This is a genomic window from Streptomyces sp. NPDC091416 (assembly GCF_044756845.1).
Lineage (GTDB): Bacteria > Actinomycetota > Actinomycetes > Streptomycetales > Streptomycetaceae > Streptomyces.
Map to the genome: position 1 here is coordinate 106217 of NZ_JBIVTU010000011.1, position 24239 is coordinate 130455.

Annotated in this window: 18 protein-coding genes; 13 read left to right on the forward strand and 5 right to left on the reverse strand. The window is 71.3% G+C overall.

What is annotated here, in order from left to right; genetic code table 11:
* The first annotated feature begins 2 nt into the window (after positions 1 to 2).
* The 7 genes from ACIQMX_RS29260 to ACIQMX_RS29290 all read left to right on the forward strand — a co-directional run bounded on the left by ACIQMX_RS29260 (position 3) and on the right by ACIQMX_RS29290 (position 10957).
* Positions 3 to 1097 carry an ABC transporter permease gene (locus ACIQMX_RS29260; protein ID WP_402482528.1) on the forward strand — a complete coding sequence of 365 codons (1095 nt, stop codon included), beginning with the start codon at positions 3 to 5 and terminating at the stop codon, positions 1095 to 1097.
* Positions 1094 to 2107: an ABC transporter ATP-binding protein gene (locus ACIQMX_RS29265; protein ID WP_363067794.1), complete on the forward strand. Its 1014-nt coding sequence runs from the start codon at positions 1094 to 1096 to the stop codon at positions 2105 to 2107. The genes ACIQMX_RS29260 and ACIQMX_RS29265 overlap by 4 nt, the downstream gene beginning before the upstream one ends.
* Before the next feature lie 31 nt (positions 2108 to 2138).
* Positions 2139 to 3557: a GH1 family beta-glucosidase gene (locus ACIQMX_RS29270; RefSeq protein WP_402482531.1), complete on the forward strand. Its 1419-nt coding sequence runs from the start codon at positions 2139 to 2141 to the stop codon at positions 3555 to 3557.
* Positions 3558 to 3612: 55 nt separating this feature from the next.
* Complete coding sequence (locus ACIQMX_RS29275) at positions 3613 to 5484, forward strand: discoidin domain-containing protein (RefSeq protein ID WP_363067790.1); 1872 nt, start codon at positions 3613 to 3615, stop codon at positions 5482 to 5484.
* 161 nt (positions 5485 to 5645) lie between these two features.
* Entirely contained in the window at positions 5646 to 8723 is a 3078-nt protein-coding gene (locus ACIQMX_RS29280; RefSeq protein WP_402482534.1) for a glycoside hydrolase family 3 protein, read from the forward strand.
* Between the two features lie 69 nt (positions 8724 to 8792).
* Positions 8793 to 10232 carry a hypothetical protein gene (locus ACIQMX_RS29285; RefSeq protein WP_402482537.1) on the forward strand — a complete coding sequence of 480 codons (1440 nt, stop codon included), beginning with the start codon at positions 8793 to 8795 and terminating at the stop codon, positions 10230 to 10232.
* A 128-nt stretch (positions 10233 to 10360) separates the two neighbouring features.
* Positions 10361 to 10957 (forward strand): dihydrofolate reductase family protein, encoded by a 597-nt coding sequence (locus ACIQMX_RS29290; RefSeq protein ID WP_402482540.1) that lies wholly within the window; start codon positions 10361 to 10363, stop codon positions 10955 to 10957.
* Between the two features lie 53 nt (positions 10958 to 11010).
* On the opposite strand, the gene ACIQMX_RS29295 is transcribed toward ACIQMX_RS29290, so the two are convergent.
* Positions 11011 to 12627 (reverse strand): adenosine deaminase, encoded by a 1617-nt coding sequence (locus tag ACIQMX_RS29295; RefSeq protein WP_402482541.1) that lies wholly within the window; start codon positions 12625 to 12627, stop codon positions 11011 to 11013.
* 319 nt (positions 12628 to 12946) lie between these two features.
* On the opposite strand from ACIQMX_RS29295, the gene ACIQMX_RS29300 reads away from it, so the two are divergent.
* From ACIQMX_RS29300 to ACIQMX_RS29310, 3 genes are all read left to right on the forward strand, one after another.
* Entirely contained in the window at positions 12947 to 13618 is a 672-nt protein-coding gene (locus tag ACIQMX_RS29300; RefSeq protein ID WP_402482544.1) for a class I SAM-dependent methyltransferase, read from the forward strand.
* A 213-nt stretch (positions 13619 to 13831) separates the two neighbouring features.
* Positions 13832 to 14707 (forward strand): GH25 family lysozyme, encoded by an 876-nt coding sequence (locus tag ACIQMX_RS29305; RefSeq protein ID WP_363067772.1) that lies wholly within the window; start codon positions 13832 to 13834, stop codon positions 14705 to 14707.
* Between the two features lie 150 nt (positions 14708 to 14857).
* A complete protein-coding gene (locus ACIQMX_RS29310) occupies positions 14858 to 15994 on the forward strand; it encodes a glycoside hydrolase family 3 N-terminal domain-containing protein (RefSeq protein ID WP_402482547.1) in 1137 nt (378 codons plus the stop codon).
* A gap of 139 nt (positions 15995 to 16133) precedes the next feature.
* Here the strand turns inward: ACIQMX_RS29310 and ACIQMX_RS29315 are convergent, their stop codons facing one another.
* A complete protein-coding gene (locus ACIQMX_RS29315; protein ID WP_363067768.1) occupies positions 16134 to 17222 on the reverse strand; it encodes a zinc-binding dehydrogenase in 1089 nt (362 codons plus the stop codon).
* Between the two features lie 250 nt (positions 17223 to 17472).
* Here ACIQMX_RS29315 and ACIQMX_RS29320 point away from each other — a divergent pair, with 250 nt between their 5' ends.
* Positions 17473 to 18132 (forward strand): TetR/AcrR family transcriptional regulator, encoded by a 660-nt coding sequence (locus ACIQMX_RS29320; protein WP_402482549.1) that lies wholly within the window; start codon positions 17473 to 17475, stop codon positions 18130 to 18132.
* Between the two features lie 87 nt (positions 18133 to 18219).
* Positions 18220 to 19473, forward strand: coding sequence for a GAF domain-containing protein (locus tag ACIQMX_RS29325; RefSeq protein ID WP_402482552.1), 1254 nt, complete (start codon positions 18220 to 18222; stop codon positions 19471 to 19473).
* Between the two features lie 79 nt (positions 19474 to 19552).
* Here ACIQMX_RS29325 and ACIQMX_RS29330 read toward each other — a convergent pair whose 3' ends face one another.
* The gene (locus ACIQMX_RS29330; protein ID WP_402482555.1) at positions 19553 to 20287 is read right to left on the reverse strand and encodes a hypothetical protein; all 735 of its coding nucleotides are present in this window, start codon (positions 20285 to 20287) and stop codon (positions 19553 to 19555) included.
* A gap of 111 nt (positions 20288 to 20398) precedes the next feature.
* Between ACIQMX_RS29330 and ACIQMX_RS29335 the strand changes: the two genes are divergently transcribed.
* Positions 20399 to 21922, forward strand: a complete 1524-nt coding sequence (locus ACIQMX_RS29335; RefSeq protein ID WP_363067760.1) for an aldehyde dehydrogenase family protein — start codon at positions 20399 to 20401, stop codon at positions 21920 to 21922.
* A 56-nt stretch (positions 21923 to 21978) separates the two neighbouring features.
* Here the strand turns inward: ACIQMX_RS29335 and ACIQMX_RS29340 are convergent, their stop codons facing one another.
* Both ACIQMX_RS29340 and ACIQMX_RS29345 read right to left on the reverse strand, forming a co-directional pair.
* The gene (locus ACIQMX_RS29340) at positions 21979 to 23100 is read right to left on the reverse strand and encodes a fatty acid desaturase family protein (RefSeq protein WP_402482558.1); all 1122 of its coding nucleotides are present in this window, start codon (positions 23098 to 23100) and stop codon (positions 21979 to 21981) included.
* 7 nt (positions 23101 to 23107) lie between these two features.
* Complete coding sequence (locus tag ACIQMX_RS29345) at positions 23108 to 24118, reverse strand: ferredoxin reductase (RefSeq protein WP_363067994.1); 1011 nt, start codon at positions 24116 to 24118, stop codon at positions 23108 to 23110.
* Between the last annotated feature and the right edge of the window lie 121 nt (positions 24119 to 24239).

Consider the following 24239-nt stretch of genomic DNA (forward strand, 5'->3'; position numbering starts at 1 on the left):
TCATGGCCGTCACCGCCACAGAGGTCGCCGTCCTCGACGCGACCGAGACGCCCGCGGCGAGCAAGCGCAGGTTCCGCTTCCTGCGCGGCCGCAAGACCGTCGTCGGACTCTGCATCCTGCTCTTCTTCGTGCTGATCGCCGTCATCGGCCCGTGGATCGCCCCGTACGACCCCGACACGATGAGCAACGAGCTGCTCCAGCCGCCCTCCGGATCCCACTGGTTCGGCACCACGCAGACCGGTCAGGACGTGCTCTCGCAGATCCTCGTCGGCACCCGCGGTGTCCTCGTCGTCGGCTTCGTCGCCGGCATCATCGCCACGATCCTCTCCGTGCTGATCGGCGTCAGCGCCGGCTTCCTCGGCGGCACCGCCGACGAAGTGCTCTCGCTGCTCTCCAACGTCTTCCTGGTCATCCCCGGACTGCCGCTGATCATCATCATCGCCAGCTTCGTCTCCGACACGGGCGACCTCCTGATCGCCGCCGTCATCGCCCTCACCTCATGGGCGTGGGGCGCCCGGGTGCTCCGCGCCCAGACGCTCTCGCTGCGCCGCCGCGACTACGTCGAAGCGGCCCGCGCCACCGGCGAGCCGACCTGGCGGATCATCTTCTTCGAGGTCATGCCGAACCTGACCGCCGTCATCGCCTCCGGCTTCGTCGGCACCGTCATCTTCGCGATCCTCTCCGAGATCACGCTCGCCTTCATCGGCGTCGCCGACATCTCCAACTGGAACTGGGGGACCGTCCTGTTCTGGGCGCAGTCCAACCAGGCACTCGCCCAGGGCGCCTGGTGGTGGTTCGTCCCGGCCGGGCTCTGCATCGCGCTGCTCGGCATGTCGCTCGCCCTCATCAACTTCGGCATCGACGAGTTCGTCAACCCGCGCCTGCGCACCGAGACCGGCGGCTCCCGCAAGGTCCGCATGCGCGTCGGCTTCACGCCCGTGGCCCGTAAGAGCACGTCCGAGTCCGGCTTCACGCCCGTGGCCCGTACGAGCATGTCCGAGTCCGGCTTCACGCCCGTGGCCCGTACGAGCACCTCCGAGGCCGGCTTCACGCCCGTGGCCCGTACCGGCACGTCCAAGAAGGAGCCCCGCCCATGAGCGAGCCCGTCCTCACCATCAGCGGCCTCAACGTGGACTACGGGACCGGGGCCGACGCCGTACACGCGCTGCGCGACATCGACCTCACCCTGCACCGCGGCGAGGTCCTCGGCCTCGCGGGCGAGTCCGGCTCCGGCAAGTCCACCCTGGCCTACGCCGTCACCCGGCTGCTCTCCCCGCCCGGCGTGATCACCGGCGGCGAGGTCCACTACCACCGGCGCGACGGCCGGGCACTCGACCTGCTGGCCCTGTCGGCGCCCGAACTGCGCGCCTTCCGCTGGCAGGAGCTGTCGATCGTCTTCCAGGGCGCGATGAACTCCCTCAACCCGGTGCACACGGTCCACAGCCAGCTCACCGACGTACTCCAGGCCCACCGCCCGGAGATGAAGAAGAGCGACCGGACCGCACGGGCCGGGGAACTGCTGCGTCTCGTCGGCATCTCCGCCGACCGGCTCGGCGCCTACCCGCACCAGCTCTCCGGCGGCATGCGCCAGCGCGTGATGATCGCGATGGCCCTCGCCCTGGAACCCGAGATCGTCATCATGGACGAGCCCACGACGGCGCTCGACGTCGTCATGCAGCGCCAGATCCTGCGCCAGCTGGTCAAGCTCCGCGAGGAACTCGGCTTCTCCGTCGTCTTCATCACGCACGACATCTCCCTCCTCATCGAGTTCTCCGACCGGATCGCGATCATGTACGGCGGCCGGATCGTCGAGGAGGCCGGCGCGGCCGACATCTACCGCGACCCCCGCCACCCGTACAGCGACGGACTGCTGCACTCCTTCCCCGCACTGCACGGCCCCCGCCGCGAACTCAGCGGCATCCCCGGCTCGCCCCCGCACCTGTCCGCGATGCCGGCCGGCTGCGCCTTCCACCCCCGTTGCGCCAGGAAGACCGAGGCCTGCGACACCCACGTCCCGGTGCTCGCGGCACCGGACGGCGACGGCTCCCGCGCGGTGGCCTGCTGGCTCCACCACGAAGCCCCGGCCCCGGCTGCCGCCCGCTCGTAGCGCCGTACGCCCCGCACACCACAGGAGAACCATGAACCTCGTCACCCCCCAGGCCTACGCCCGCGAGATCGCCGCCCAGGCCGTACCCGGTCTGCCCGCCGACTTCCGCTGGGGCGTCGCCACAGCCGCCTACCAGATCGAGGGAGCGGCGGCCGAGGACGGCAGAACGCCGTCCATCTGGGACACGTACTGCAGGGTGCCGGGCATGGTCGTCCGCGGCGAGAACGGTGACGTGGCGTGCGACCACTACCACCGCATGCCCGAGGACGTCTCGCTCATCGCCGACCTGGGCGTCGACACGTACCGCTTCTCGCTGGCCTGGCCCCGCATCCAGCCCGGGGGGCGCGGACCCGCCAACGCGAAGGGCCTGGACTTCTACAAGAGGCTGCTCGACGAGCTCGACGCCAAGGGCGTCACCCCGTGGGTCACCCTCTACCACTGGGACCTGCCGCAGGAGCTCGAGGACGTGGGCGGCTGGCCGGCCCGCGACACCGCCCACCGCTTCGCCGAGTACGCCGCCCTCGCCTACGACGCCCTGGGTGACCGGGTGAAGCACTGGACCACGCTGAACGAGCCGTGGTGCTCGGCGATGCTCGGTTACGCGTACGGCAACCAGGCCCCCGGCCGGAAGAACTTCGGCGAGGCGATCCACGCCGTCCACCATCTGCTGCTCGGCCACGGCCTCGCCTCGCAGTACCTGCGCGAGCAGGCCGCCGCACGCGGCAACGAGCTCGAACTCGGCATCACCCTGAACCTGGGCACCGCCACGCCCGAGACGGACAGCCACGAGGACGCCGAGGCCTGCCGCCGCGCCGACGGGCTCGGCGCCCGCCTCTACCTGGACCCGGTCGTCAAGGGCGCCTACCCCGAGGACGTCGTCGCCGACCTCGCCGCCCAGGGCATCGAACTCCCGGTCCAGGACGGCGACCTCGCGGCCATCTCCACCCCGCTGGACGTCCTCGGCGTCAACTTCTACCGCGGCTCGCTCTTCTCTGGCGTGACCGAGGAGGGCGCGGAGCTCGACGCCGACGGCCTGCCCGTCACCCGGACCGTCGAGCGCGACCTGCCCCGTACCGCCATGGACTGGGAGATCACCCCCGGCGCCCTCACCGACCTGCTCGTCCGTCTGGAGAAGGACTACGGCCTCCCGACGGTCATCACCGAGAACGGTGCCGCCTTCGACGACACCGTCTCCGCGGACGGCTCGGTCCACGACGCCGACCGCACCACCTATCTCGCCGACCACATCGCCGCCGTCGCCGACGCCCGTGCCCAAGGGGCCGACGTCAGGGGGTACTTCGCCTGGTCGCTGATGGACAACTTCGAGTGGTCCTACGGCTACGACAAGCGATTCGGCATCGTCCGCGTCGACTACGACACGCAGGAGCGGACGCTCAAGGACAGCGCCAAGTGGTACCGCGACACCATCCACCTCACCCGCAACGCGTAGCCGCGCCCGCGCGCGTGGCCGCGCAGCCCCCATGGATACGAACGGGAGCCCCACCGTGCCCTCTCGTACGACTCTGGCAGCCACCACCGCCGCACTGATCGCCCTCGCAGCCCCCATGGCCTTCGCCGCCCCGGCCCCCCGGCCGGCGGCGCAGGCCGCGGCCTGGGACACCGACCGGGCGGCCGCCGCCCACGCCGCCGATCCCGCCTCCGTCACCGCGTCCGGCAGCGAGAACGACGCCACGGGACCCGGCAGGGCCGCCGACGGCGACGGCACCAGCCGCTGGTCCAGCAACTTCGCCGACGACGCCTGGATCCGCGTCGACCTCGGCTCCGTCATCCGGATCAGCCGGGTCACCCTGGACTGGGAGGCCGCCTACGGCAAGAAGTACGTCCTGGAGGTGTCCAGGAACGGCACCGACTGGACCACCTTCTACACCGAGGACGACGGCACCGGCGGCAGCGTCACCGCGCACACCTACCCGCAGGAGGCCACCGGCCGCTACGTCCGGATGCGCGGCATCCAGCGCGCCACCGCCTGGGGCTACTCGCTGTACTCCTTCAAGGTGTACGGAGGACAGCAGGCCCCCGCCTCGACGACCCGCAGCAACCTCGCCCTGAACCACCCCGCGTACGGCAACCTCTACCAGCACGCGGGCAATTCCCCGGCCTTCGTCACCGACGGCGGCTGGCCGGCCGACCTCAAGGCCGACCAGTCGCGCTGGTCCAGCGACTGGAACAAGGACCGCTGGGTCGGCGTCGACCTCGGAGCCACGTCCACCATCGACACGGTCGACCTGTACTGGGAGGCGGCCTACGCCGTCGACTACCGCATCCAGGTCTCCGACGACAACCGCACCTGGCGCACCGTGTACCAGCCCTCCGCCGCCGAGGTCGCCGCCCGCCGGGCCGATGTGAAGGCCCCCGGCGAGGCCGCCGGACGCCATGACACGGTCACCCTGCCCACCCCGCAGAGAGGCCGCTACGTCCGGATGCTGGGCGTCGAGCGCCGCTCGTTCTACAACCCCGCACCGTCCACCGCCCAGTTCGGCTACTCGCTCTACGAGATGCAGGTCTGGGGCACCGGAGGCAGCGCGGACGCCGCCTACCCGGCCCTGCCCAAGAACCCCGGCGGCGCGTACAGCACCACCTTCTTCGACGACTTCACCGGCTCGGGCCTGGACCGCTCCAAGTGGCGGGTGGTGCGTACCGGCACCGAGATGGGCCCCGTGAACGGCGAGTCGCAGGCCTACGTCGACTCGACGGACAACATCCGCACCGAGAACGGCGCCCTGGTCCTGCAGTCGAAGTACTGCAAGGCGTGCACCTCCACGCCGGGCGGGACCTTCGACTTCACCTCCGGCCGGGTCGACACCAACACCAAGTTCGACTTCACGTACGGCAAGGTCAGCGCCCGTATGAAGCTGCCGGTCGGCGACGGCTTCTGGCCCGCCTTCTGGATGCTCGGCAGCAACGTCGACGACCCGTCCGTCTCGTGGCCCGGCTCGGGCGAGACGGACATCATGGAGAACATCGGCTACGGCGACTGGACCAGCTCCGCCCTGCACGGCCCGGGCTACTCGGCCGACGGCAACATCGGCAAGCAGCAGACCTACCCGAACGGCGGCCGGGCCGACGCGTGGCACACCTACGGCGTCGAGTGGACGCCCGAAGGCATGACGTTCACCGTCGACGACCGGGTCGTCCAGACGACCTCCCGCCAGAAGCTGGAATCCACCCGCGGTCAGTGGGTCTTCGACCACAACCAGTACGTGATCCTCAACCTGGCCCTCGGCGGGGCGTACCCCGCCGGCTGGAACAAGGTCACCACGCCCTACTGGGGTCTGCCGCAGTCCAGCGTCGACCGCATCGCGCAGGGCGGCATCAAGGCGGAGATCGACTGGGTCCGCGTCGAGCAGAAGAAGTAGCCGGGCGGAAGAAGCAGCCGCCGGGCGGACGGATCCGCCGCCGGGCGGAAGGAACAACCGGACCACCACCCCCCCGCACCTCCAGGTCACACCCGTACCCGCGCGCGGCACAGCATCCGCACCGCTGTGCCGCGCGCGGCCACCGCACCGAGGAGCCGCACATGTCACCCCGCACCCGTCACCGGGCAAGACCCGCGACCGCCGCACTGGCCGCCGCGACCGTCCTGGCCGGCCTGCTCGCCGGGGCCGTCCCCAGCGCGGCGGCGCCCGCCGCCGACGAACCGGCGCCCGTCGCCATCGACCGCTTCGAGGGCGAGGTCCCCTTCGCGAACCAGCCCGCCGAAGGCATCTTCACCTGGGGCGGCGACGCCGACGACCCGCCCACCCTGGCCCTGAAGGAACGCGCGGACGCCCCCGAGGGTGCCAAGGTGCTCGAAGGCACCTACGACATCAGCGGATACGGCGGCCTCAGCCACGACTACGCCGCCGACCGGCCCGCCCACGACTGGTCCGCCCACAAGGGCATCCGCTTCTGGTGGTACGGCCAGAACACCGCGCCGCTGCCGCCCGGTTCGGGCAAGAAGATCAGCTTCGAGATCAAGGACGGCGGCGCCCACGGCGAGGCCTCCGAGCTGTGGACCACCTCCTTCACCGACGACTGGGAGGGCTGGCACCAGGTCGAGATCCCGTTCGCCGACTTCACCTACCGCGGTGACTACCAGCCCGTCGGCGGCATCGACCAGGTCCTCGGCCTCGACGAGATGTGGGGCTACGCCCTCACCCTGCCGCCCGGCGCCCCGGGCAAGTTCGCCATCGACGGCATGGAGCTGTACGGGAAGGCCGACGCCGCCCTGAAGGCGAGCGTCGTCACCGACGCTGCCGTGCACCCCGTCACGCAGGGCGAGACCGCCGCCATCGACCTCTCCGTCGCCACGACCGGCTCGCTCCCGCTGGACGAGCCCGTCACCGTCGCGTACGAGACCAAGGGCGGCAGCGGGGCGTCCGGCACCGACTACACCCCGGTCAGCGGCACGTACACCTTCCCCGCGGGCACCGCCTCCGGCACCACGCACCGGGTCTCCGTCACCACGAAGAAGATCAGCGGAGCCGCTTTCGCGAAGACGGTCCCGCTCGAACTCACCGTCACCGGCGCCAAGCCGCCGAAGGAGAACCCGCAGGTCGTCATCGACGCCCACGGGCTGCCCTACCAGAACCCGAAGCTGCCGGTGAAGCAGCGCGTCGCCGACCTGCTCGCCCGGATGTCACCCGCCGAGAAGGCCGGCCAGATGACGCAGGCCGAGCGCAACGCGCTGTCCTCGCAGGGCGACATCGCCACGTACGACCTCGGCTCGCTGCTCTCCGGCGGCGGCTCCGTCCCGACGCCCAACACGGCGGCGGCCTGGGCCAAGATGGTCGACGGCTACCAGCTGCGCGCCCAGGCGACCCGCTTCCAGATCCCGCTGATCTACGGCGTGGACGCGGTCCACGGCCACAACAACGTGATCGGCTCGACGATCATGCCGCACAACGTCGGCCTCGGCGCGACCCGCGACCCGAGGACCGTCGAGAAGACCGGCGCCGTCACCGCGAACGAGGTGCGCGCCACCGGTATCCCGTGGGACTTCGCCCCCTGCCTCTGCGTCTCGCGCGACGACCGCTGGGGCCGCGCCTACGAGGCCTACGGCGAGGACCCGGCGCTCGTGGAGTCCCTGGAGACCGTGATCCAGGGCATGCAGGGCGCGGCGTCCGGCAAGGACCTGGACCGCAACGACAAGGTACTGGCCACCGCCAAGCACTACGTCGGCGACGGCGGTACCGAGTACGGCTCCTCCACCACCGGTTCGTACCCCATCGACCAGGGCATCACCAAGGTCACCCGGCAGGAGCTCGAGGCCGTCCACCTCGCCCCGTTCGACGACGCCGTCAAGCGCGGGGTCGGCACGGTCATGCCGTCCTACTCCTCGCTCGACATCCTCGGCGACGACGAGGGCCCGGTGAAGATGCACGCCAACGCCGAGATGATCAACGGTGTGCTCAAGGACCGGATGGGCTTCGAGGGCTTCGTCATCAGCGACTGGCAGGCGATCGACCAGATCCCCGGCGACTACGCGAGCGACGTCCGCACCTCGATCAACGCCGGCCTCGACATGATCATGGTGCCGACGGCGTACAAGGACTTCACGAGGACGCTCCAGGACGAGGTCACCGCGGGCCGCATCACGCAGGCCCGGATCGATGACGCGGTCTCCCGCATCCTGACGCAGAAGTTCCGGCTGGGCCTGTTCGAGAAGCCGTACGCCGACACCTCCAACCTCGACAAGGTCGGCTCGGCCGAACACCGCGCCGTGGCCCGCGAGGCCGCCGCCAAGTCCCAGGTGCTGCTGAAGAACGACGGCGGCGTACTGCCGCTGAAGTCCACGCAGAAGGTGTACGTCGCCGGCTCCAACGCCGACGACATCGGCAACCAGGCCGGCGGCTGGACCGTCAGCTGGCAGGGCTCGTCCGGCAACATCACGCCGGGCACCACGATCCTGTCGGCCATGAAGAAGGACGCCGCCTCGGTCACGTACTCCAAGGACGCCTCGGCCGCCACGGACGGTTACGACGTCGGTGTCGTGGTCGTCGGGGAGACCCCGTACGCGGAGGGCATCGGCGACGTCGGCAACGGCCACGACCTGGAACTGTCCGCCGCGGACAAGGCGGCCGTCGACAAGGTCTGCGCCGCGATGAAGTGTGCCGTCCTGATCGTCTCGGGACGCCCGCAGTTCATCGGCGACCGCCTCGCTGACATCGATGCCCTGGTGGCCTCCTGGCTGCCGGGCACCGAGGGCGACGGCGTGGCCGACGTGCTCTTCGGCAAGCGGGCCTTCACCGGGCAGCTTCCGGTGACCTGGCCGAAGTCCGAGGCGCAGCTCCCGATCAACGTCGGCGACGCGGCGTACGACCCGCAGTTCCCGTACGGCTGGGGCCTCACCACGCTGAAGAAGCCCCCGGCAGGCGGCGAGCTCACGCTCGGCGCGCTCGCGCTGGCCGCCCAGGTCGCGGAGCGGACCGGCCTGGCCCGGACGGACGTGGGCCGGACCATCGTCGGCCAGGCCCGGCTGCTGGTCCAGCAGAAGACCGGCGGGAAGCTGACGGAGAAGGTCTCCAAGCCGTTCGCCGACGCCGACCATCTGCTGCTCACGGGTGACCTGACCGGTGCGGTGGCGAAGCTGAGGGCGGCGTACCGGGCCGTCTGAGACAGGCGGGCGGGCGGCGAGGTCGGCCGCCCGCCCGCGCTTTACACTCTTTTGGGTTAACTTGGAACCATGCGGAACAGGCCGTTCCCCACTTTTCTGGTCCCGGCGCTCCTCGCGGGACTTCTCCTTCTGCTGTCGGCGGCCGCCCTGCTCCTGGCCCCCGCCGCACCCGCGGCCCCCGCCGTGACCACCGCACCCGCCGCGACCGCCGCGACCACCGCCTCCAGCGTCGACGAGGTCGCCCAGGCCCTGCGCAAGAGTCCGGTGTACGTCGATCCGGCGGCGGCCGGCCAGCTCTCCCGGGGCCAGGCCGACGCCCTGACGAAGAAGATCAAGGACGCGGACAAGCCGGTCTTCGTGGCCGTGCTGCCGCAGAACTCCGCCTTCCCCGAGGACAGCGTGCTGCGCACCCTGCGCACCGACACCGGGATCACCGGCGTCTACGCGATCCGCCTCGGCGACGGATTCAACGCGGGCGCCGACCCGCAGGTGATGTCACGGCAGTCGGTCCAGAACCTCACCGCGGCCGTGAAGACCCCCGGCGTGGACACCTCCGCCGCGACCCAGCTGAACGCGTTCGTCGACCGGGCCGTCGAGCAGGCCCGGGGCAGCGCCCCCAGCTCCTGGGGCGGCTCCTCGTCCGACGGCGGCTCGGCAGGCGCCGGGCTGATCGTCCTGGGCGCGGTGGTGGTCGCCGGCGGCGCGGGCGCGTACACGATCGTGCGCCGCAACCGGAAGCGCAAGGAGGCCGAGGAACAGGCGGCGCTGGACAAGCTCCGGGTCGTCGTGGACGAGGACATCACGGCCTACGGCGAGACCCTGGAACGGCTCGACTTCCACCCCGCGGAGCCGGGCGCGGACGACACGATGCGGGCCGACTACGAACGCGCCCTCGACTCGTACGAGAGCGCGAAATCGCGGATGGATCACGCACAGCACCCCTCCGACGTGCGCGGGGTGACCCAGGCCCTGGAGGACGGCCGCTACTCGCTGGCCGTCCTCGAAGCGCGCCGCGCCGGCGGAGAGCTCCCCGCCCGCCGCCCGCCCTGCTTCTTCGACCCGCGCCACGGACCCTCGGTCGCCGACGTCCGGTGGACCCCGTCGGGCGGCACGGCCCGCGAGGTCCCGGTCTGCGGCGCCGACGAGGTACGGCTGCGGAGCGGCGAGGACCCGATGAGCCGCACCGTCGACATGGGCGACGGCAGCCGGCGCCCGTACTGGGAGGCCGGACCGGCCTACGGCCCCTGGGCGGGCGGCTACTTCGGCGGCGGCCTGCTTCCGGGGCTGCTGGTGGGCACGATGCTCGGCTCGATGCTCTCCACACCGGCGTACGCGGCGGAGTACGGCGGCGGCGACTTCGGCGGCGGTGACTACTCCGGCGGCGACTTCTCCGGATCCGACTTCGACTCGTCCGGCTTCGGCGGCGGCTTCGGCGACGGCGGAGGCGGCGGCTTCGGTGACGGCGGCGGCTTCGGCGGGGGCGGCGACTTCGGCGGCGGGAGTTTCTGAGGAGGGTCCGGGCCGGGTCCGTTGCGGCGGAAGTCTCCAGGCCGCGGGCGCTGCGTCGGCGATGACTTTCGGACCGCGTGGCAGTCTCTTCTCCCGTACACCTGACCGGTATCCGAGGAGCTGCTCACATGCGCATCGTCATCAGCGAGTTCATCAGCCTGGACGGCGTCGTACAGGCGCCGGGCGGTGCCGAGGAGGACACGGACGGCGGCTTCGCCCACGGAGGCTGGTCGCACCCCTTCTTCGACCCGGAGGTGGTGGGCGGCGCCTTCGACAGCGCGATGAGCTCCGCCGAGGCACTGCTCTTCGGCCGCCGTACCTGGCAGACGATGGCCGCGGCGTGGCCCGAGCGGGCCGGGGACCCCTTCGCCGACCGGATGAACGCGATTCCGAAGTACGTCGTGACCGACACCCTGGGCGACGACGACCTGACGTGGAACAACACCGAGCGCATCCCCGGCAAGCAGTTCGCCGGGCGGATCGAGGAGCTGCGCGCGAAGGACGGCGGCAACCTGCTGGTCATGGGCAGCCCCACGCTCGTACGCAGCCTGCTCGGTGAGGGGCTCGTCGACGAACTCCGGCTCGTGATCATGCCGGTGCTGCTCGGCGGCGGTAAGTCGATCTTCCCGGCGGACGGCGGGCTGCGCACCCTGGAGCTGGTATCGCACACCACCAGCGACGCGGGCGTGCGGGTGTGCACGTACCGGACGGCGGCGAAGGGCTGAACGGGGTGCGGGGCCGCGGCCCCGCACCCCTCGGCGAACCGCCGGGCCTCGGATCAGCGGCGACCGGAGTGCGCGCGCTCGAAGGCGGCGAACGCCGTCTCCTGACGCCACTGGGTCGCGGCCTTCGGGTTGTCGCCGAGGTAGCGGGCGCAGCGCGCGCCCGGGCGGACGTCGCCGGGCCGGCTGCCGGCGCAGGCGGAGACGGTGCGGTAGCCGGAGGGGGCGGAGCCGGCGGCCCACAGGCTGCGGCCGTCGCGGAAGGCGTACTCCAGCGAGGCGCGGGCCAGGTCCTTCAGCTCGGTGTAGCCGAGGTCGTACGTCTTGGCGGCGTACTGGTACTCGTGACTGATGTTGATCCGTGAGACGCCCGGGTCGTCGGTGGACAGGACCACGGGGACGCCGTAGCGGCGGTAGGCGTTGAACGGGTGGTCGTCGCCCGCGATGCCGAGGATCTGCTTGTTGCTGGAGAACGGCACCTCGACCGCGACCTGGCGCCGTGCCATGGTCCGGGCGAGCCTGCGCCAGTCGTCCTCGTGGACCAGGTCGACACCGTGTCCGATGCGCTCGGCGCCGGCGACGAGGACGGCCTCACGGATGTGGAAGGTCAGGTCCTCCGGCTTGACCAGGCCGGGGGCCAGCTCACCGGCGTGCAGGGTGAGGTGGGCGTCCGGGTACTGGCCGCGCAGGTACTGCAGCATCCGCATCTGGAGGCTGTAGTTGCTCAGCGAGCTGTCCCAGTCCTCGGGCTGTACGAGGTTGACCGCGACGAACCTCGGATCGCGCTCGGCCAGCCGCATGCCGATCGCCATCTGGGTGAACACCCGCGCCGGGGAGCTTCCCCGGGAGACCTGGGAGATCCAGCGGACGGGCAGCCGGCAGCCGGGGTCGGGGCGGTTCGTGTCACAGTGCGCGGTCTCCCGGAACTGCGCGTTGGCGTCGTCGGCCTCCTTGACCGCCTCGTTCACGACCCGGTCGAGCTGCCCGCCGGCCAGGAGCTTGCGGTGGAAGGCGGCCAGGTCGGCGTCGTAACCCACCGCGTCGGCAAGCTTCTTGGCGCTGTCCGAGGCCGGGGTGACCATGGTCTCCAGATAGAACTGGTTCTGCTTCACCACGGTGTTGGCGACATCGGCCAGGAGCTTGCCCCGGTCCCACGTCGCCAGGCCGAACTTGCCGAACGTGTCGAAGAAGTGGTCGTGCCCGGACTGGTCGGCCGGGAAGTCCTGCATGGACCAGGCCCGGATGATCTGCTGCCGGAACTCCGCGTCCGTCCGCGCGTCGGCGGCGGGCCGGGTGCCCGTACCGCACGGCGGCGCGACGGCTGTCATCGTCGCGTCGATGCACAGGCCCCGCTCGGCGGCGAGCTTGATCAGATACTCCGTCGAGGCCGCACCCGACAGGTGGTTGTGCAGATCGCCGCCCTTGGGCAGTGCCTCGAAGAAGGCCTTCAGGCGCCCGGGCCTGCCCTGCGAGGCGTCGAGATACGCGGCGGTCCTGCGCTCGGCCGCCGTCACCTCACGGGGCGAGGCGAACCCGGCGGCCGGCGGCGACGCGTCGTCCGCCGGTGCGGCCTCGGCGGGGAGCGCCGGGAGCAGCGTCAGTACGGCGAGTGAGCCGAGCCCGGCCAGGAACGGGTACTTGGGACGGCGTGCCGTCCGGTTGGTTGAGATCACCGCCGCATGATCGCGTCTGGGTCCGTCAGAAATCACTGAATCGCGGCTGTGGCCGCGCACGTCCACTCGATCGAGTGGGAGCGGGCCAGGCCTCCGCCTGCCGCGCGACGGTCCCTGGCGTGACATACCGCCAGAGTCCTGAAGCGCTGGGGACCTGGATGAACTGAGGCGACGGTGATCGAGTTCCACCTCGATGCCGGTCCGCGGCGCCGCGCCTGGGCCGGGCCCGTCGGGCGGTGGCCGCCGGCGGATCCTCGCCGCTCGGATGCCGACGGACCCCGGGGCACGCCTCCGGACGCCGCCTCACTACCTTGTGACCATGCTGGACGATCCCGCGCCCGTGCCGGAGCCCGGCAGCGCCGCCGATGTCCGTCGTACGTGGGACGCGCGCGCCGACCACTATCTGGGGCTCTTCCGCGACGAGTTGGACGGCAAGCCCTTCGACCGCGAGGCCCTGCGCGCGTTCGCCGGGCGGGTCGGCCCGGGCGGCCGGGTGTACGACGCCGGGTGCGGGCCCTGCGGCCATGTGACGGCGCTGCTGGCCGCCCACGGTCTCGACGTGCTGGGCATCGACCTGTCGCCGCGCTGCGTCGCCCTCGCGCGGCGGGAGAAGCCGGACTGCCGGTTCGTGGTCATGGACCAGCGGGACGTCGCCGGGGCGGGGGAGCGGCTGGACGGGCTGGTCTCGTCCTACTCGCTCCACGACCAGCCGAAGCGGCAACTGGCCACGACCCTCGCCGCCTGGGCCGCGGCGCTCCGTCCCGGCGGGCAGCTGCTGATCGTGGCGAAGGAGGGGGTGGCGGACGGGGTGGCCGACGATCCGCTCGGCAGTGATCTGCGGGTGTACTGGGCGGAGTTCACGGCGTACGAGCTCCGCTCGGCGGCCGGGAGGGCCGGCTTCTGCGTCGACGACTGCGCGGTCCGCGAGGCGTACGACGACGAGATCCCGACGCGCCGCGTCCACCTGGCGGCCACGCGCGGCGCGGCCTGAGCGTGCGGGCGTGCCCGCCGGGCCGGGAAAACTTCTTTCAGGCGCAGGCGGTTTGCGCAGCTCACCGGGGACGGTGAGAGGTCTGGACCACTAACGGGGGCGGAAAACTATTTACCCCGCGTGTGCTCCTGTGGCTGACTATGTCGTGTTCCCGACAAGTGGACGCGCGTAGAACGTCGTGGAACCACATCCCCCCACAAGCAGGAGGCCCCCATGTTCCCCCGGAGCATCTCCCTCGAATCCGCCAAGAGACTCACCGTGGCCGGTGTCGTCGGCACGAGCGTCGCGCTGTTGCTCGGCCTGATGTCCCCCGCCGCGTCGGCGGCGCCCGTGCCGGACGGTCCCGTGCCCTACGGCCAGGGATACATGGGCGTCGGCTACATCCAGGACAGCAAGAACTTCAAGCCCGACACCCGCCATCTGCACCTCGGGGCCCGGGCGGACGCGAACCTCAAGGCGAACCCCGAGGGCATCGACGTCTCCAGCTGGCAGGGCTCCATCAACTGGAGTTCGGTCCGCGGCGCCGGCATCGAGTTCTCCTGGATGAAGGCGACCGAGGGCCTGACGTACAAGGACCCGACGTTCAGCGCCAACTACCTCAACGCCTACAACGCCGGTGTGATCCGGGGCGCCTACCACTACGCACGCCCGGACGTCTCCGGCGGCGCGGCGCAGGCCGACTTCTTCGCGAGCAACGGCGGCGCCTGGTCCCGTGACAACCTCACGCTTCCCGGCGTCCTCGACATCGAGGGCACCTGCTACGGCTACTCCCAGGCATCCATGCGGCAGTGGGTCCTCGACTTCTACAACAAGTACAAGGCCCGCACGGGCCGTGACGTCGTGATCTACACCAGCCCGAGCTGGTGGAACACCTGCACCGGCGGCTGGAGCGGTATGTCCGCCCTCAGCCCCCTGTGGGTCGCGAACTGGACGACCGGCACCCCCAGCATCCCCTCGGGCTTCCCGTACTACACGGTCTGGCAGTACACCTCCACCGGCGCGGTGAACGGCGTCTCGGGCAACGTCGACCGCGACCGCTTCAGCGGTGACCGCTCCCGCCTGCTGGCGCTCGCCAACAACACCCCGTGACGGCGAACGCCGGACATCGTTGCTCTCTCCCGGGCATGACCCCCGCGTGAGGAACGTGCGGGCCGGAGCAGCCGTACCCCGGCCGCTCCGGCCCGCACGCTCCCTCCAGGGCCCGGCCCGGTTTCACGACCGTCAACGAAGGAGCACGTCATGGGCTCGACACCACCCCTCAGCAGGCGCGGCGCGCTGATCGCCGGAGCGGCGGCCCTGGCCGGCGGGCTGGCGCCGATGGCCGGCACTGCAGCGGCCGTACGCGGGCCCGAGGGTTCACGCCCGTGGGCCGCCGCCCTGACCCCGCAGCAGCGCGCCGCTCAGTGCGTCATCCACTCCTACCCCGGGCTCACGCCTCCCGCTTCCCTGATGAGCGCCATCAGGGAAGGGCGCACGGCCGGCGTGATCTTCTTCGGGGAGAACATCGAGAACCTGAGCCAGATCGAGAGCGTCGTCCAGTCGATGAACGCGGCGCACGCCTCGTCCCCCGTGCAGGCCCCGCTGCTCCTGATGACCGACCAGGAGGGCGGCGTGGTCCGCCGGCTGCCGGGGGAGCCCGTCATGTCCGCCAAGGACGTCGGCGCCTCCGCCGACCCGGGGCAGTGGGCCGGCTTCACCGGCAGCGGCGCGGGGATGAACCTCGCGGGCATCGGCATGAACGTCAACCTCGCCCCGGTCCTCGACGTCTACCGCAAGAACGGCGACTTCACCGACCAGTACGAGCGCTCGTACAGCAAGTCGGCCGCGGCGGTGGCCAGTTGCGGCACGGCCTTCATCACCGCCCAGCAGGGCGAAGGCGTCGCCGCCACGGCCAAGCACTTTCCCGGCCTCGGCCCCGCGTCCGCGACCCAGAACACGGACCTGCGCCCCGTCACCCTGACCACGTCCGCGGCCACCCTGCGCAGCGTGGACGAGGCGCCCTACCGGGACGCCATCGCGGCCGGCGTCAGGCTCGTGATGCTGTCCTGGGCCGTCTACACGGCCCTGGACGCCGACCGACCCGCCGGTCTGTCCCCGGCCGTCGTCGGCGAACTGCGCAACCGGCTCGGCTACACCGGAGTCACCGTCACCGACGCCCTGGAGGCCGGCGCCCTCCAGTCCTTCGGCAGCACGTCGCAGCGCGCGGTGGCGGCAGCCGCCGCGGGCATGGACCTGGTGCTCTGCTCGTCCCGCAGCGTCTCCCAGGGGGACGAGGCGGTGACGGCCCTGAGCGACGCCCTGGCGTCCGGCGGGCTCGACGGCGCGGCCTTCGACGCCGCCGCCGCGCGCGTCCACGCGCTGCGGGCCGGGTTGTAGGGCTTCTTGCCCGTCAGGGCCTCTCGTCCGGCATGGTCCGGGCGAGCGTCCCTGACGGGCGAGCGTGCCCGGCACCGCGCCGGGGGCGTACGGACAGGTCCGTACGCCCCCGGCGCGCGGCCGCCGGAGTCCGCGCGGGTCAGGAGAGGTCGGTGATGACGACGCGCGCGGTCGTCCCGTCCTTCAGCGACTCGTAGCCCTGCTCGATGTCGGCCAGCCCGATCTCCTTGGAGACCAGGTCGTCGAGGTTCATCCGGCCCTGGAGGTACATCGAGGCGTAGAACGGGATGTCGCGCTTGAGGTTCGAGGAGCCCATGTAGACGCCCTGCACCTTCTGCGAGTTGCCCAGCGCGGACAGCGTCGAGACCTCGATCCCCGCGTCGTTGGCGCCGACGCCGATCAGGTAGAGCCCGCCGCCCTTCCCGAGCATCTGCATGCCCTGGGCGGTGACGGGGCGGACGCCGACGAAGTCGAAGACGTGGTCTGCGCCCCGGCCGGTGATGTCGCGGACGGCCTCGACCGGGTCGACGGAGCGGGAGTTGACCACGTGGGTGGCGCCGAACGCCTTGGCGCGCTCCAGCTTCGCGTCCTCGATGTCGGTCACGATGATCGTGCCGGCCCCGGCGATCCGGGCACCGCTGACCGCGTTCATGCCCACGCCGCCGGCGCCGATGACGACGACCGTGTCGCCCTGCCGGACGTCGGCGCTGTTGAGGACGGCGCCGGCGCCGGTGAGCACGCCGCATCCGATCAGTGCGGCCGGGGCCCACGGCATGTCCCGGGGAATGACGGCGAGCTGGTTCTCGTGGATGAGGGCTTCCTGGGCGAACCCGCCGAGCCCCATGCCCTGGGCCACCGGGGTGCCGTTCCAGCTCAGGCGGGAGGCCTGGTCCGGGGTGCGCAGGGTGGCCTCGGGGCGCAGGCAGATGTGCGTGCGGCCGCTGAGGCAGTTCACGCAGGAGCCGCAGTACTGGATCAGGCTTCCGACGACATGGTCGCCGGCCTTGACCTGGGTGACCTGCGGCCCGGTCCCGGTGACCACACCGGCGACCTCGTGCCCGAGGACGACGGGGAACTCGCCGCCGAGGAACGTGGCGACGCTCAGGTCCGAGTGGCACAGGCCGGACGCCTGCACCTGGACGCGGACCTCTTGCCCGACCGGGTCCGCGATGTCGATGTCCTCGACGACGAATCCCTGGCCCAGGCCCTTGGTGACGGATGCCTTCATGATGCTGCTTCTTTCGTCCGAACCATCGGCATCGCCGGGTGCGGCGGCGCCGAGGAGAAGGCCGCGCGAGGTCCGGCGGGCTCGGTGAGCACCGGTCCGGGCACGGTCGTGGCATGCCCGGTTTATGGGATATCGGGCCGCTCTGCCACTTTCTCGATTGTGGCACCGGATCGCCGAGAAGAAAAGAGACACTTGTTGATAAGTGCATGTGAGGGCGTTGCGATAGGCTTCGACCGTGTCAGGAGAGCCAGTGGACCAGCCGCTTACCCAGCCCGCCGACGGCCACGGACCGGCGGACCCGGCAGCCGGTGAGGCGCCCCCGCTCGACGTCCGGGTGCGTCGTACCCGCGACCGGCTGCGGGAGGCCGTGCTGCGCCTGGCGTCGGAGCGCCCCGTGGAGGAGATCGCGGTGGCGGACCTGGTGCGCGAGGCGCGCGTCAACCGCACCACCTTCTACAAGCACGCCGACAGCCCCGCGACGGTCCTGGAACAGGTGCTGTACGAGGAGCTGGACCGGGTCCGCGCCGTCTGGATCACCGACCTGGCGGCACGGCTGCCGGTGCACGAGATCTGGGCGCGGTCCTCGGGGGTCCTGCTCGACCATCTGGAACGCCACGACGCCCTCTACACCGTCGGCCTGGTGGGCCACCGCAGCGCCGTTCTCCACCATCTGATGGTCGAGCACTTCACCGCCTCGGTCTCCACCCTCCTGGAGGGCAACCCGGAGGCCGTGCCCGGACAGGACGGCCCGCTCGCCTGGCGCGTCGAGGCCGCGAGCCGGTTCATTGCGCACGGCGAGGCAGGCATCGTCGAGGCCTGGCTCTCGCTGCCCGCCCCGCGCGACAGGCAGTTGTTCGTCTCCGCCGCGACCGCCCTGCTGCCGTCCTGGCTGATCCCGCCCTCCCGCTGACCCCGATTGGCCCCCGCACGCCGGTTGTCGCGGACGCCCGTTGCGCCGACGATGGGGAAACAGGCCGCCGTGGGACGGGAGGGCGCGTTGACGGACCCCTGGGTGGCTCTGGCCGCCGACGCGAACCCCGGCGAGCGACTCGGTGAACTGCGCCGTGCCCACGACGTGTTCACCTCCGACGGCCGGCTCTCGTCACCGGTGCGCGCCGTGGTGGGCCAGTCGTGGCAGCGCTCCGCCCGGGCGCGGGTCAGCCCGGACGGCGCCGCACTGGTCGAGCTCTGCGCGGACGAACTCGGGCCGTACCGGGACGCGCACCCCCTGGCCCACGTCATGCCGCTGATCCGCGAACTCATGGGCGCCTACGCCATGGACGGCGAGCACCTGCTCGCGGTCTGCGACGAGCACGGCAGGCTGCTGTGGGTCGAGGGGCACGCACGGGCCCGCCGGCGTGCGGAGCGGATGAACTTCGTGGAGGGTGCCCGCTGGGCCGAGTCGGTGGCCGGTACGAACGCCCCCGGCACGGCACTCGCCGTCGACCGCCCGGTCCAGGTGTTCGCCGCCGAGCACTTCCTCCGGCCGGTCCAGCAGTGGACCTGTGCGGCGGCCCCACTGCACGACCCGCACACGGGCCGGGTGCTCGGCGCCGTCGACATCACCGGCGGGAACGGGCTCGCACACCCCCACAGCCTGGCGTTCGTCCAGGCCGTGGCACGCGCCGCCGAGTCCCAGCTCGCCCTGGTCGCGCCGCCGTCCGCCGGTGCTCCGGCGCAGCTCCACGCACTCGGCAGCGAAGAGGCGCTCCTGGTCCTGAACGGCCGCACGATCCGCCTCAGCCGACGCCACAGCGAGATCCTGGTGACACTGGCCCTCCACCCGGAGGGCCTGGGCGGGGACGAGCTGCTGATCGAACTGTACGAGGACGAGTCCGTCCCCCCGGTCACGATGAGGGCCGAACTCGCCCGGCTGAGGCGGCTCCTGGGACCCGGTCTGCTGCGCTCGCGCCCGTACCGGCTGGGCACGCCGGTGGACGCCGACTTCGAGACCGTCGCGCGCAGGCTGGAGTCCGGGGCCGTGGCGGCGGCGCTCGGCGCCTACGCGGGCCCCCTGCTGCCGCGTTCGCAGGCACCGGCGGTCGTCCGGCTGCGCCACCGGCTCGCCGGCCAGCTGCGTGCCGCGCTGATCGCGCGCGGCGACCCGGCGCTGCTCGCCGACTGGGCGTACCGCCCCTGGGGCGCGGAGGACCTCCCCGTCTGGCGGGCGCTCGCCCGGGCAGCGCCCCCGGAGCGGCGGGCGGCCCTGCTGGCAAGGGCCCGGGCGCTCGACGCGGAGCAGCGCGCATGAGGGAGCGAGGCCGCCGCCCGCCTCGCCGGGCAGCCTCCGTCGGCTGCCCGGCTGCCCGGCTGCCCGGCTGCCCGGCTGCTCAGCCGCCCACCGTCTCGGTCCACGCCCCCGGACACACGGTCCGGAAACCGTCCCACGCCTCCCGCGTCAGCGCGCGGACGTACAGCCACCCCGACTCCGACCTCTCGTCCGAGCGGTCCAGGTGGACCAGGACGTCGGCGCCCGCGTACCAGCGGTCCGCGTTGTCCCGGCCGCCCGGGGAGATCAGGGGCGGTACGCGGGTGAGGGACCGGTCCAGGACCGCGGTGTCGGAGGGCAGGCACTCCCGGCGCCACCCGCCCCAGTCGCCGCACAGCGAGTTCTCCGACATCACCGTCTCCACGCACGCGGCGGAGAAGCGGTCGGCGTACGGTTCCCAGTCGTCGTAGGCCGGTGAACTCCCGTCGATCAGCACGGGCGGGTCCGCCTCCGCGAGCCGGTCGAGCGGCACGGCGACCTGGTACAGCCAGAACGCCTCCACCTGCCAGATCAGAGCCGTGTCGTCCGCCTCCAGCTCCTCGGGAGGCAGGAGCGTTCTCGATCCGCTCAGCAGGTCGTGGCGGCGACCGAACCTGCCGTACAACTCCCGCACGGCCAGCGGCAGTCTCAGCCCGAGTCGTTGTTCGGCAGCGGCAAGGCCGGACTCCGGGAAGCCGTCGTCCGGCCCGACCGGCGCGCCGAGACGCGCGGCGAACCGTTCGATGAACCGCCAGGCCGCCGCGGGATCGGTGAGGGCTGCGGGAATCTCGACGCGGAGATCGAAAGGCTCAGGCATCCGGACACCCTAAGGGCTGTCCCGTGCAACGGCGTTGCAACGTAGCGCTGCCTAGCCTCACGCCGAGGGCCGTCCAACGGAGGGCGGTACCGGATCCGGGAGGCCACAGAGATGACCCGTTACGCCGCGCCGGGCACCGAGGGTGCCATCGTCTCGTACGAGTCCCGCTACGACCACTGGATCGGTGGCGCCTACGTCGCGCCGGCCCGTGGCGAGTACTTCGAGAACCCGAGCCCCGTCAACGGCCGTCCCTTCACGGAGATCGCCCGCGGGACCGAGGACGACGTCGAGCGCGCCCTGGACGCCGCCCACGCCGCGGCCCCCGCCTGGGGCGCCGTGCCGGCGGGGGAGCGCGCGGTCGTCCTGAACCGGATCGCCGACCGCATGGAGGAGCATCTGGAGGAACTGGCGGTCGCCGAGAGCTGGGAGAACGGCAAGCCCGTGCGCGAGACGCTGGCCGCGGACATCCCGCTGGCCATCGACCACTTCCGGTACTTCGCCGGCGCCCTGCGCGCCCAGGAGGGCTCGCTCAGCGAGATCGACGACGACACCGTCGCCTACCACTTCCACGAGCCGCTGGGCGTGGTCGCCCAGATCATCCCGTGGAACTTCCCCATCCTGATGGCCGTCTGGAAGCTCGCCCCCGCACTGGCCGCCGGAAACGCGGTGGTCCTCAAGCCGGCCGAGCAGACCCCCGCGTCGATCCACGTCTGGATGAACCTGGTCGCGGACCTGCTTCCCCCGGGCGTCGTCAACATCGTCAACGGCTTCGGCGCGGAGGCGGGCAGGCCGCTCGCGTCGAGCCCCCGGGTCGCGAAGATCGCCTTCACCGGCGAGACCTCGACGGGGCGGCTGATCATGCAGTACGCCTCGGAGAACCTCAAGCCCGTCACGCTGGAGCTGGGGGGCAAGTCGCCGAACCTCTTCTTCGACGACGTATGGGCGCAGGACGACGACTTCCGGGACAAGGCGCTGGAGGGCTTCACCATGTTCGCCCTCAACCAGGGCGAGGTGTGCACGTGTCCCTCGCGGGCGCTGATCCAGCGCGGTCACTACAACGAGTTCCTCGCGGCGGGCATCGCCCGTACCGAACAGATCGTGCCCGGGCACCCGCTGGACACCGACACGATGATCGGCGCACAGGCCTCCACCGAGCAGCTGAAGAAGATCCTCTCGTACCTGGAGATCGGACAGCAGGAGGGCGCGAAGATCCTGACCGGCGGCCAGCTCGTCGAGCACGGCGGTGAGCTGGAGGGCGGGTACTACGTCCAGCCGACGGTCTTCGAGGGAGACAACAGGATGCGGGTCTTCCAGGAGGAGATCTTCGGCCCCGTCGTCGCCGTGACGTCCTTCTCGGACTTCGACGAAGGAATCGCCCTGGCCAACGACACGCTGTACGGGCTCGGCGCCGGCGTATGGACCCGCGACACCAACACCGCCTACCGGGCGGGCCGCGCCATCCAGGCCGGCCGGGTCTGGACGAACTGCTACCACGCCTACCCGGCCCACGCGGCCTTCGGCGGATACAAGCAGTCGGGCATCGGCCGGGAGAACCACCGGATGATGCTGGAGCACTACCAGCAGACGAAGAACCTTCTTGTTTCGTACAGCCCCAGGAAACTCGGGTTCTTCTAGGGCGTCGAGCCGGGTGCCCGGAGGAGGATCCGCTCTTCCGGGCACCCGGGACGGGGTCAGGCCGCGACGAGCTCCCGCTCGCGGTCCGGCGTCCGGACCGCGGGAAGCTTCCTGTTCGGCAGCGAGAGCCGGAAGACCTTGTGCCAGGCGGAGAACACCTGCTTGGGCAGCGGCCCGGTGACGTAGTCCAGTTCGTACTTCTCGAACAGCGCGCGCACCTTCACCGCGACCTCGGCGTACCGGTTGCTCGGCAGGTCCGGGAACAGGTGGTGCTCGATCTGGTGCGAGAGGTTACCGGTCATGAAGTGCATGGCCTTGCTGCCGCTGATGTTCGCCGAGCCCATCATCTGGCGCAGGTACCACTGGCCGCGCGTCTCGCCCTCGATCGACCGGCGCTCGAAGACCTGTACGCCCTCCGGGAAGTGCCCGCACATGATCACCGAGTGGGTCCAGATGTTGCGGACGAGGTTCGCGGTGAACGTGGCGCCGAGCGTGGGGAGGAAGGACGGGCCCGACAGCAGCGGGTGGATCACGTAGTCCTTGAGCACCTGCTTGCGGATCTTGCGGCCCACGGCCCTGGCCCGCGCGCGGAACTCCGGGTTCTTCCGGCGGTGCTTGCTCAGGTTCCTGCCGAGCTCCAGGTCGTAGGCCGCGATGCCGTACTCGAAGAAGCAGGCGTTGATGAAGTTCCACAGCGGCTGGCCGAGGTGGAGCGGGTGCCACTTCTGGTCCTCGTCGACGCGCATGATGCCGTAGCCGAGGTCGTTGTCCTTGCCGATCACGTTGGTGTACGTGTGGTGCAGCTCGTTGTGCGAGTGCTTCCACTGCTCGGACGGCGCAACGTGATCCCACTCCCAGGTGGTGGAGTGGATCTTCGGGTCCCGCATCCAGTCCCACTGGCCGTGCAGGATGTTGTGGCCGATCTCCATGTTGTCCATGATCTTCGCGACGGACAGTCCGGCGGTGCCTATCAGCCAGGCGGGCGGGAAGATCGAGAACAGCAGCACGCCCCGGCTGACCAGCTCGAGCTTGCGCTGCGCCGAGATGACCTTGCGGATGTAGGCGGCGTCCTTCTCGCTGCGGCCGGCGATCACCTCGTCGCGGATCGCGTCCAGCTCGCGGCCGAGCTCCTCGATCTGCTCCGCGGTCAGGTGGGCGGTGGGGTCGATGGCGGTCAAGGTGTTCCTACCGTTCGATGTCGCAAGGGCCCGCCGCGGCGGACACGCAGGTCTGGATGAGGACGCCCGGCTCGGCCTCGGTGATCTCGCCGGTGCGCAGGTCGCGGACGGCGCCCGCCTTGAGCGGAGTGACGCACCCGAAGCAGATGCCCATGCGGCACCCCGAGGGCATGAGCACGCCGGTCTCCTCGCCGATGTCCAGCAACGGCGTGGCGCCGTCCGCCTCGACGGTCTTGCCGGTGACGCTGAACGTGACCTCGCCGCCGTCGCCGGCGACGACGATGCCGGGGCGGAAACGTTCGGTGTGCAGGCGCTCCCGCAGGCCGCGCTCGCTCCAGTGCTCCTCGGCGGCGTCGAGCAGGCCCGCGGGCCCGCAGGCCCAGGTCTCGCGCTCGGTCCAGTCGGGCACGAGTTCACCGAGACGGGCGATGTCGAGCGTGCCGTCCGTGTCGGTGTGCACCTCGGTGAGCCGCAGCTTCCCGTCCGCGACCAGGTCATGCAGTTCGTGGCGGAAGATCACGTCCTGCGGCTGCGGCGCGCAGTGGATCATGACGACGTCGTCGAGCTCGGTGTCGCGCAGCATGCCCATCACGGGCGTGATGCCGCTTCCGGCCGTCAGGTAGAGCACCTTGGCGGGCTTGGCCCGCGGCAGCACGAAGTCACCGGCGGGCTGGTCGAGCTGGATCAGCGTGCCCGGCTTCGCCCTGCGGACCAGATGGTTGCTGACCTTGCCGTCCGGGATCGCCTTCACGGTGATCGTGACGCGGCCGTCCCGGCGGTGTGCCGGCGAAGTGATGGAGTAGGCACGCCACAGGCGCACCCCGTCGACGTCGACCCCGATCCGCACGTACTGACCGGCCGTGTGGCCGCGCCAGCCCCGCCCCGGTCTGATCACGATGGTCGCGGCGTCACCCGTCTCGGGCCGCACGGCCTCGATGCGCCCACGCAGGTCGGCGCCCGCACGCAGCGGGCTGGCCAGGTCGAGGTAGTCGGACGGCAACAGCGGCGTCGTGACCATCTCCAGTAGCTTCCACGCCCTGCTGCGGAGGGCTGTACTCGTCATGGCTCCAGCTTGCTGCGCCCCAAGGCGTAAAGTCCTGACCACAAGACGTAAATCTGGTCGACTGAATTGTTCGCAG

What these genes read in the sequence shown, in the direction of transcription:
- ACIQMX_RS29270 (WP_402482531.1), top strand. Translation starts at nt 2,139, where the DNA reads ATGAACCTCGTCACCCCCCAGGCCTACGCCCGCGAGATCGCCGCCCAG.
- ACIQMX_RS29345 (WP_363067994.1), bottom strand. Translation starts at nt 24,118, where the DNA reads ATGGTCACGACGCCGCTGTTGCCGTCCGACTACCTCGACCTGGCCAGC.
- ACIQMX_RS29315 (WP_363067768.1), bottom strand. Translation starts at nt 17,222, where the DNA reads ATGAAGGCATCCGTCACCAAGGGCCTGGGCCAGGGATTCGTCGTCGAG.
- ACIQMX_RS29310 (WP_402482547.1), top strand. Translation starts at nt 14,858, where the DNA reads ATGGGCTCGACACCACCCCTCAGCAGGCGCGGCGCGCTGATCGCCGGA.
- ACIQMX_RS29290 (WP_402482540.1), top strand. Translation starts at nt 10,361, where the DNA reads ATGCGCATCGTCATCAGCGAGTTCATCAGCCTGGACGGCGTCGTACAG.
- ACIQMX_RS29280 (WP_402482534.1), top strand. Translation starts at nt 5,646, where the DNA reads ATGTCACCCCGCACCCGTCACCGGGCAAGACCCGCGACCGCCGCACTG.
- ACIQMX_RS29265 (WP_363067794.1), top strand. Translation starts at nt 1,094, where the DNA reads ATGAGCGAGCCCGTCCTCACCATCAGCGGCCTCAACGTGGACTACGGG.
- ACIQMX_RS29285 (WP_402482537.1), top strand. Translation starts at nt 8,793, where the DNA reads ATGCGGAACAGGCCGTTCCCCACTTTTCTGGTCCCGGCGCTCCTCGCG.
- ACIQMX_RS29330 (WP_402482555.1), bottom strand. Translation starts at nt 20,287, where the DNA reads ATGCCTGAGCCTTTCGATCTCCGCGTCGAGATTCCCGCAGCCCTCACC.
- ACIQMX_RS29335 (WP_363067760.1), top strand. Translation starts at nt 20,399, where the DNA reads ATGACCCGTTACGCCGCGCCGGGCACCGAGGGTGCCATCGTCTCGTAC.
- ACIQMX_RS29260 (WP_402482528.1), top strand. Translation starts at nt 3, where the DNA reads ATGGCCGTCACCGCCACAGAGGTCGCCGTCCTCGACGCGACCGAGACG.
- ACIQMX_RS29300 (WP_402482544.1), top strand. Translation starts at nt 12,947, where the DNA reads ATGCTGGACGATCCCGCGCCCGTGCCGGAGCCCGGCAGCGCCGCCGAT.
- ACIQMX_RS29305 (WP_363067772.1), top strand. Translation starts at nt 13,832, where the DNA reads ATGTTCCCCCGGAGCATCTCCCTCGAATCCGCCAAGAGACTCACCGTG.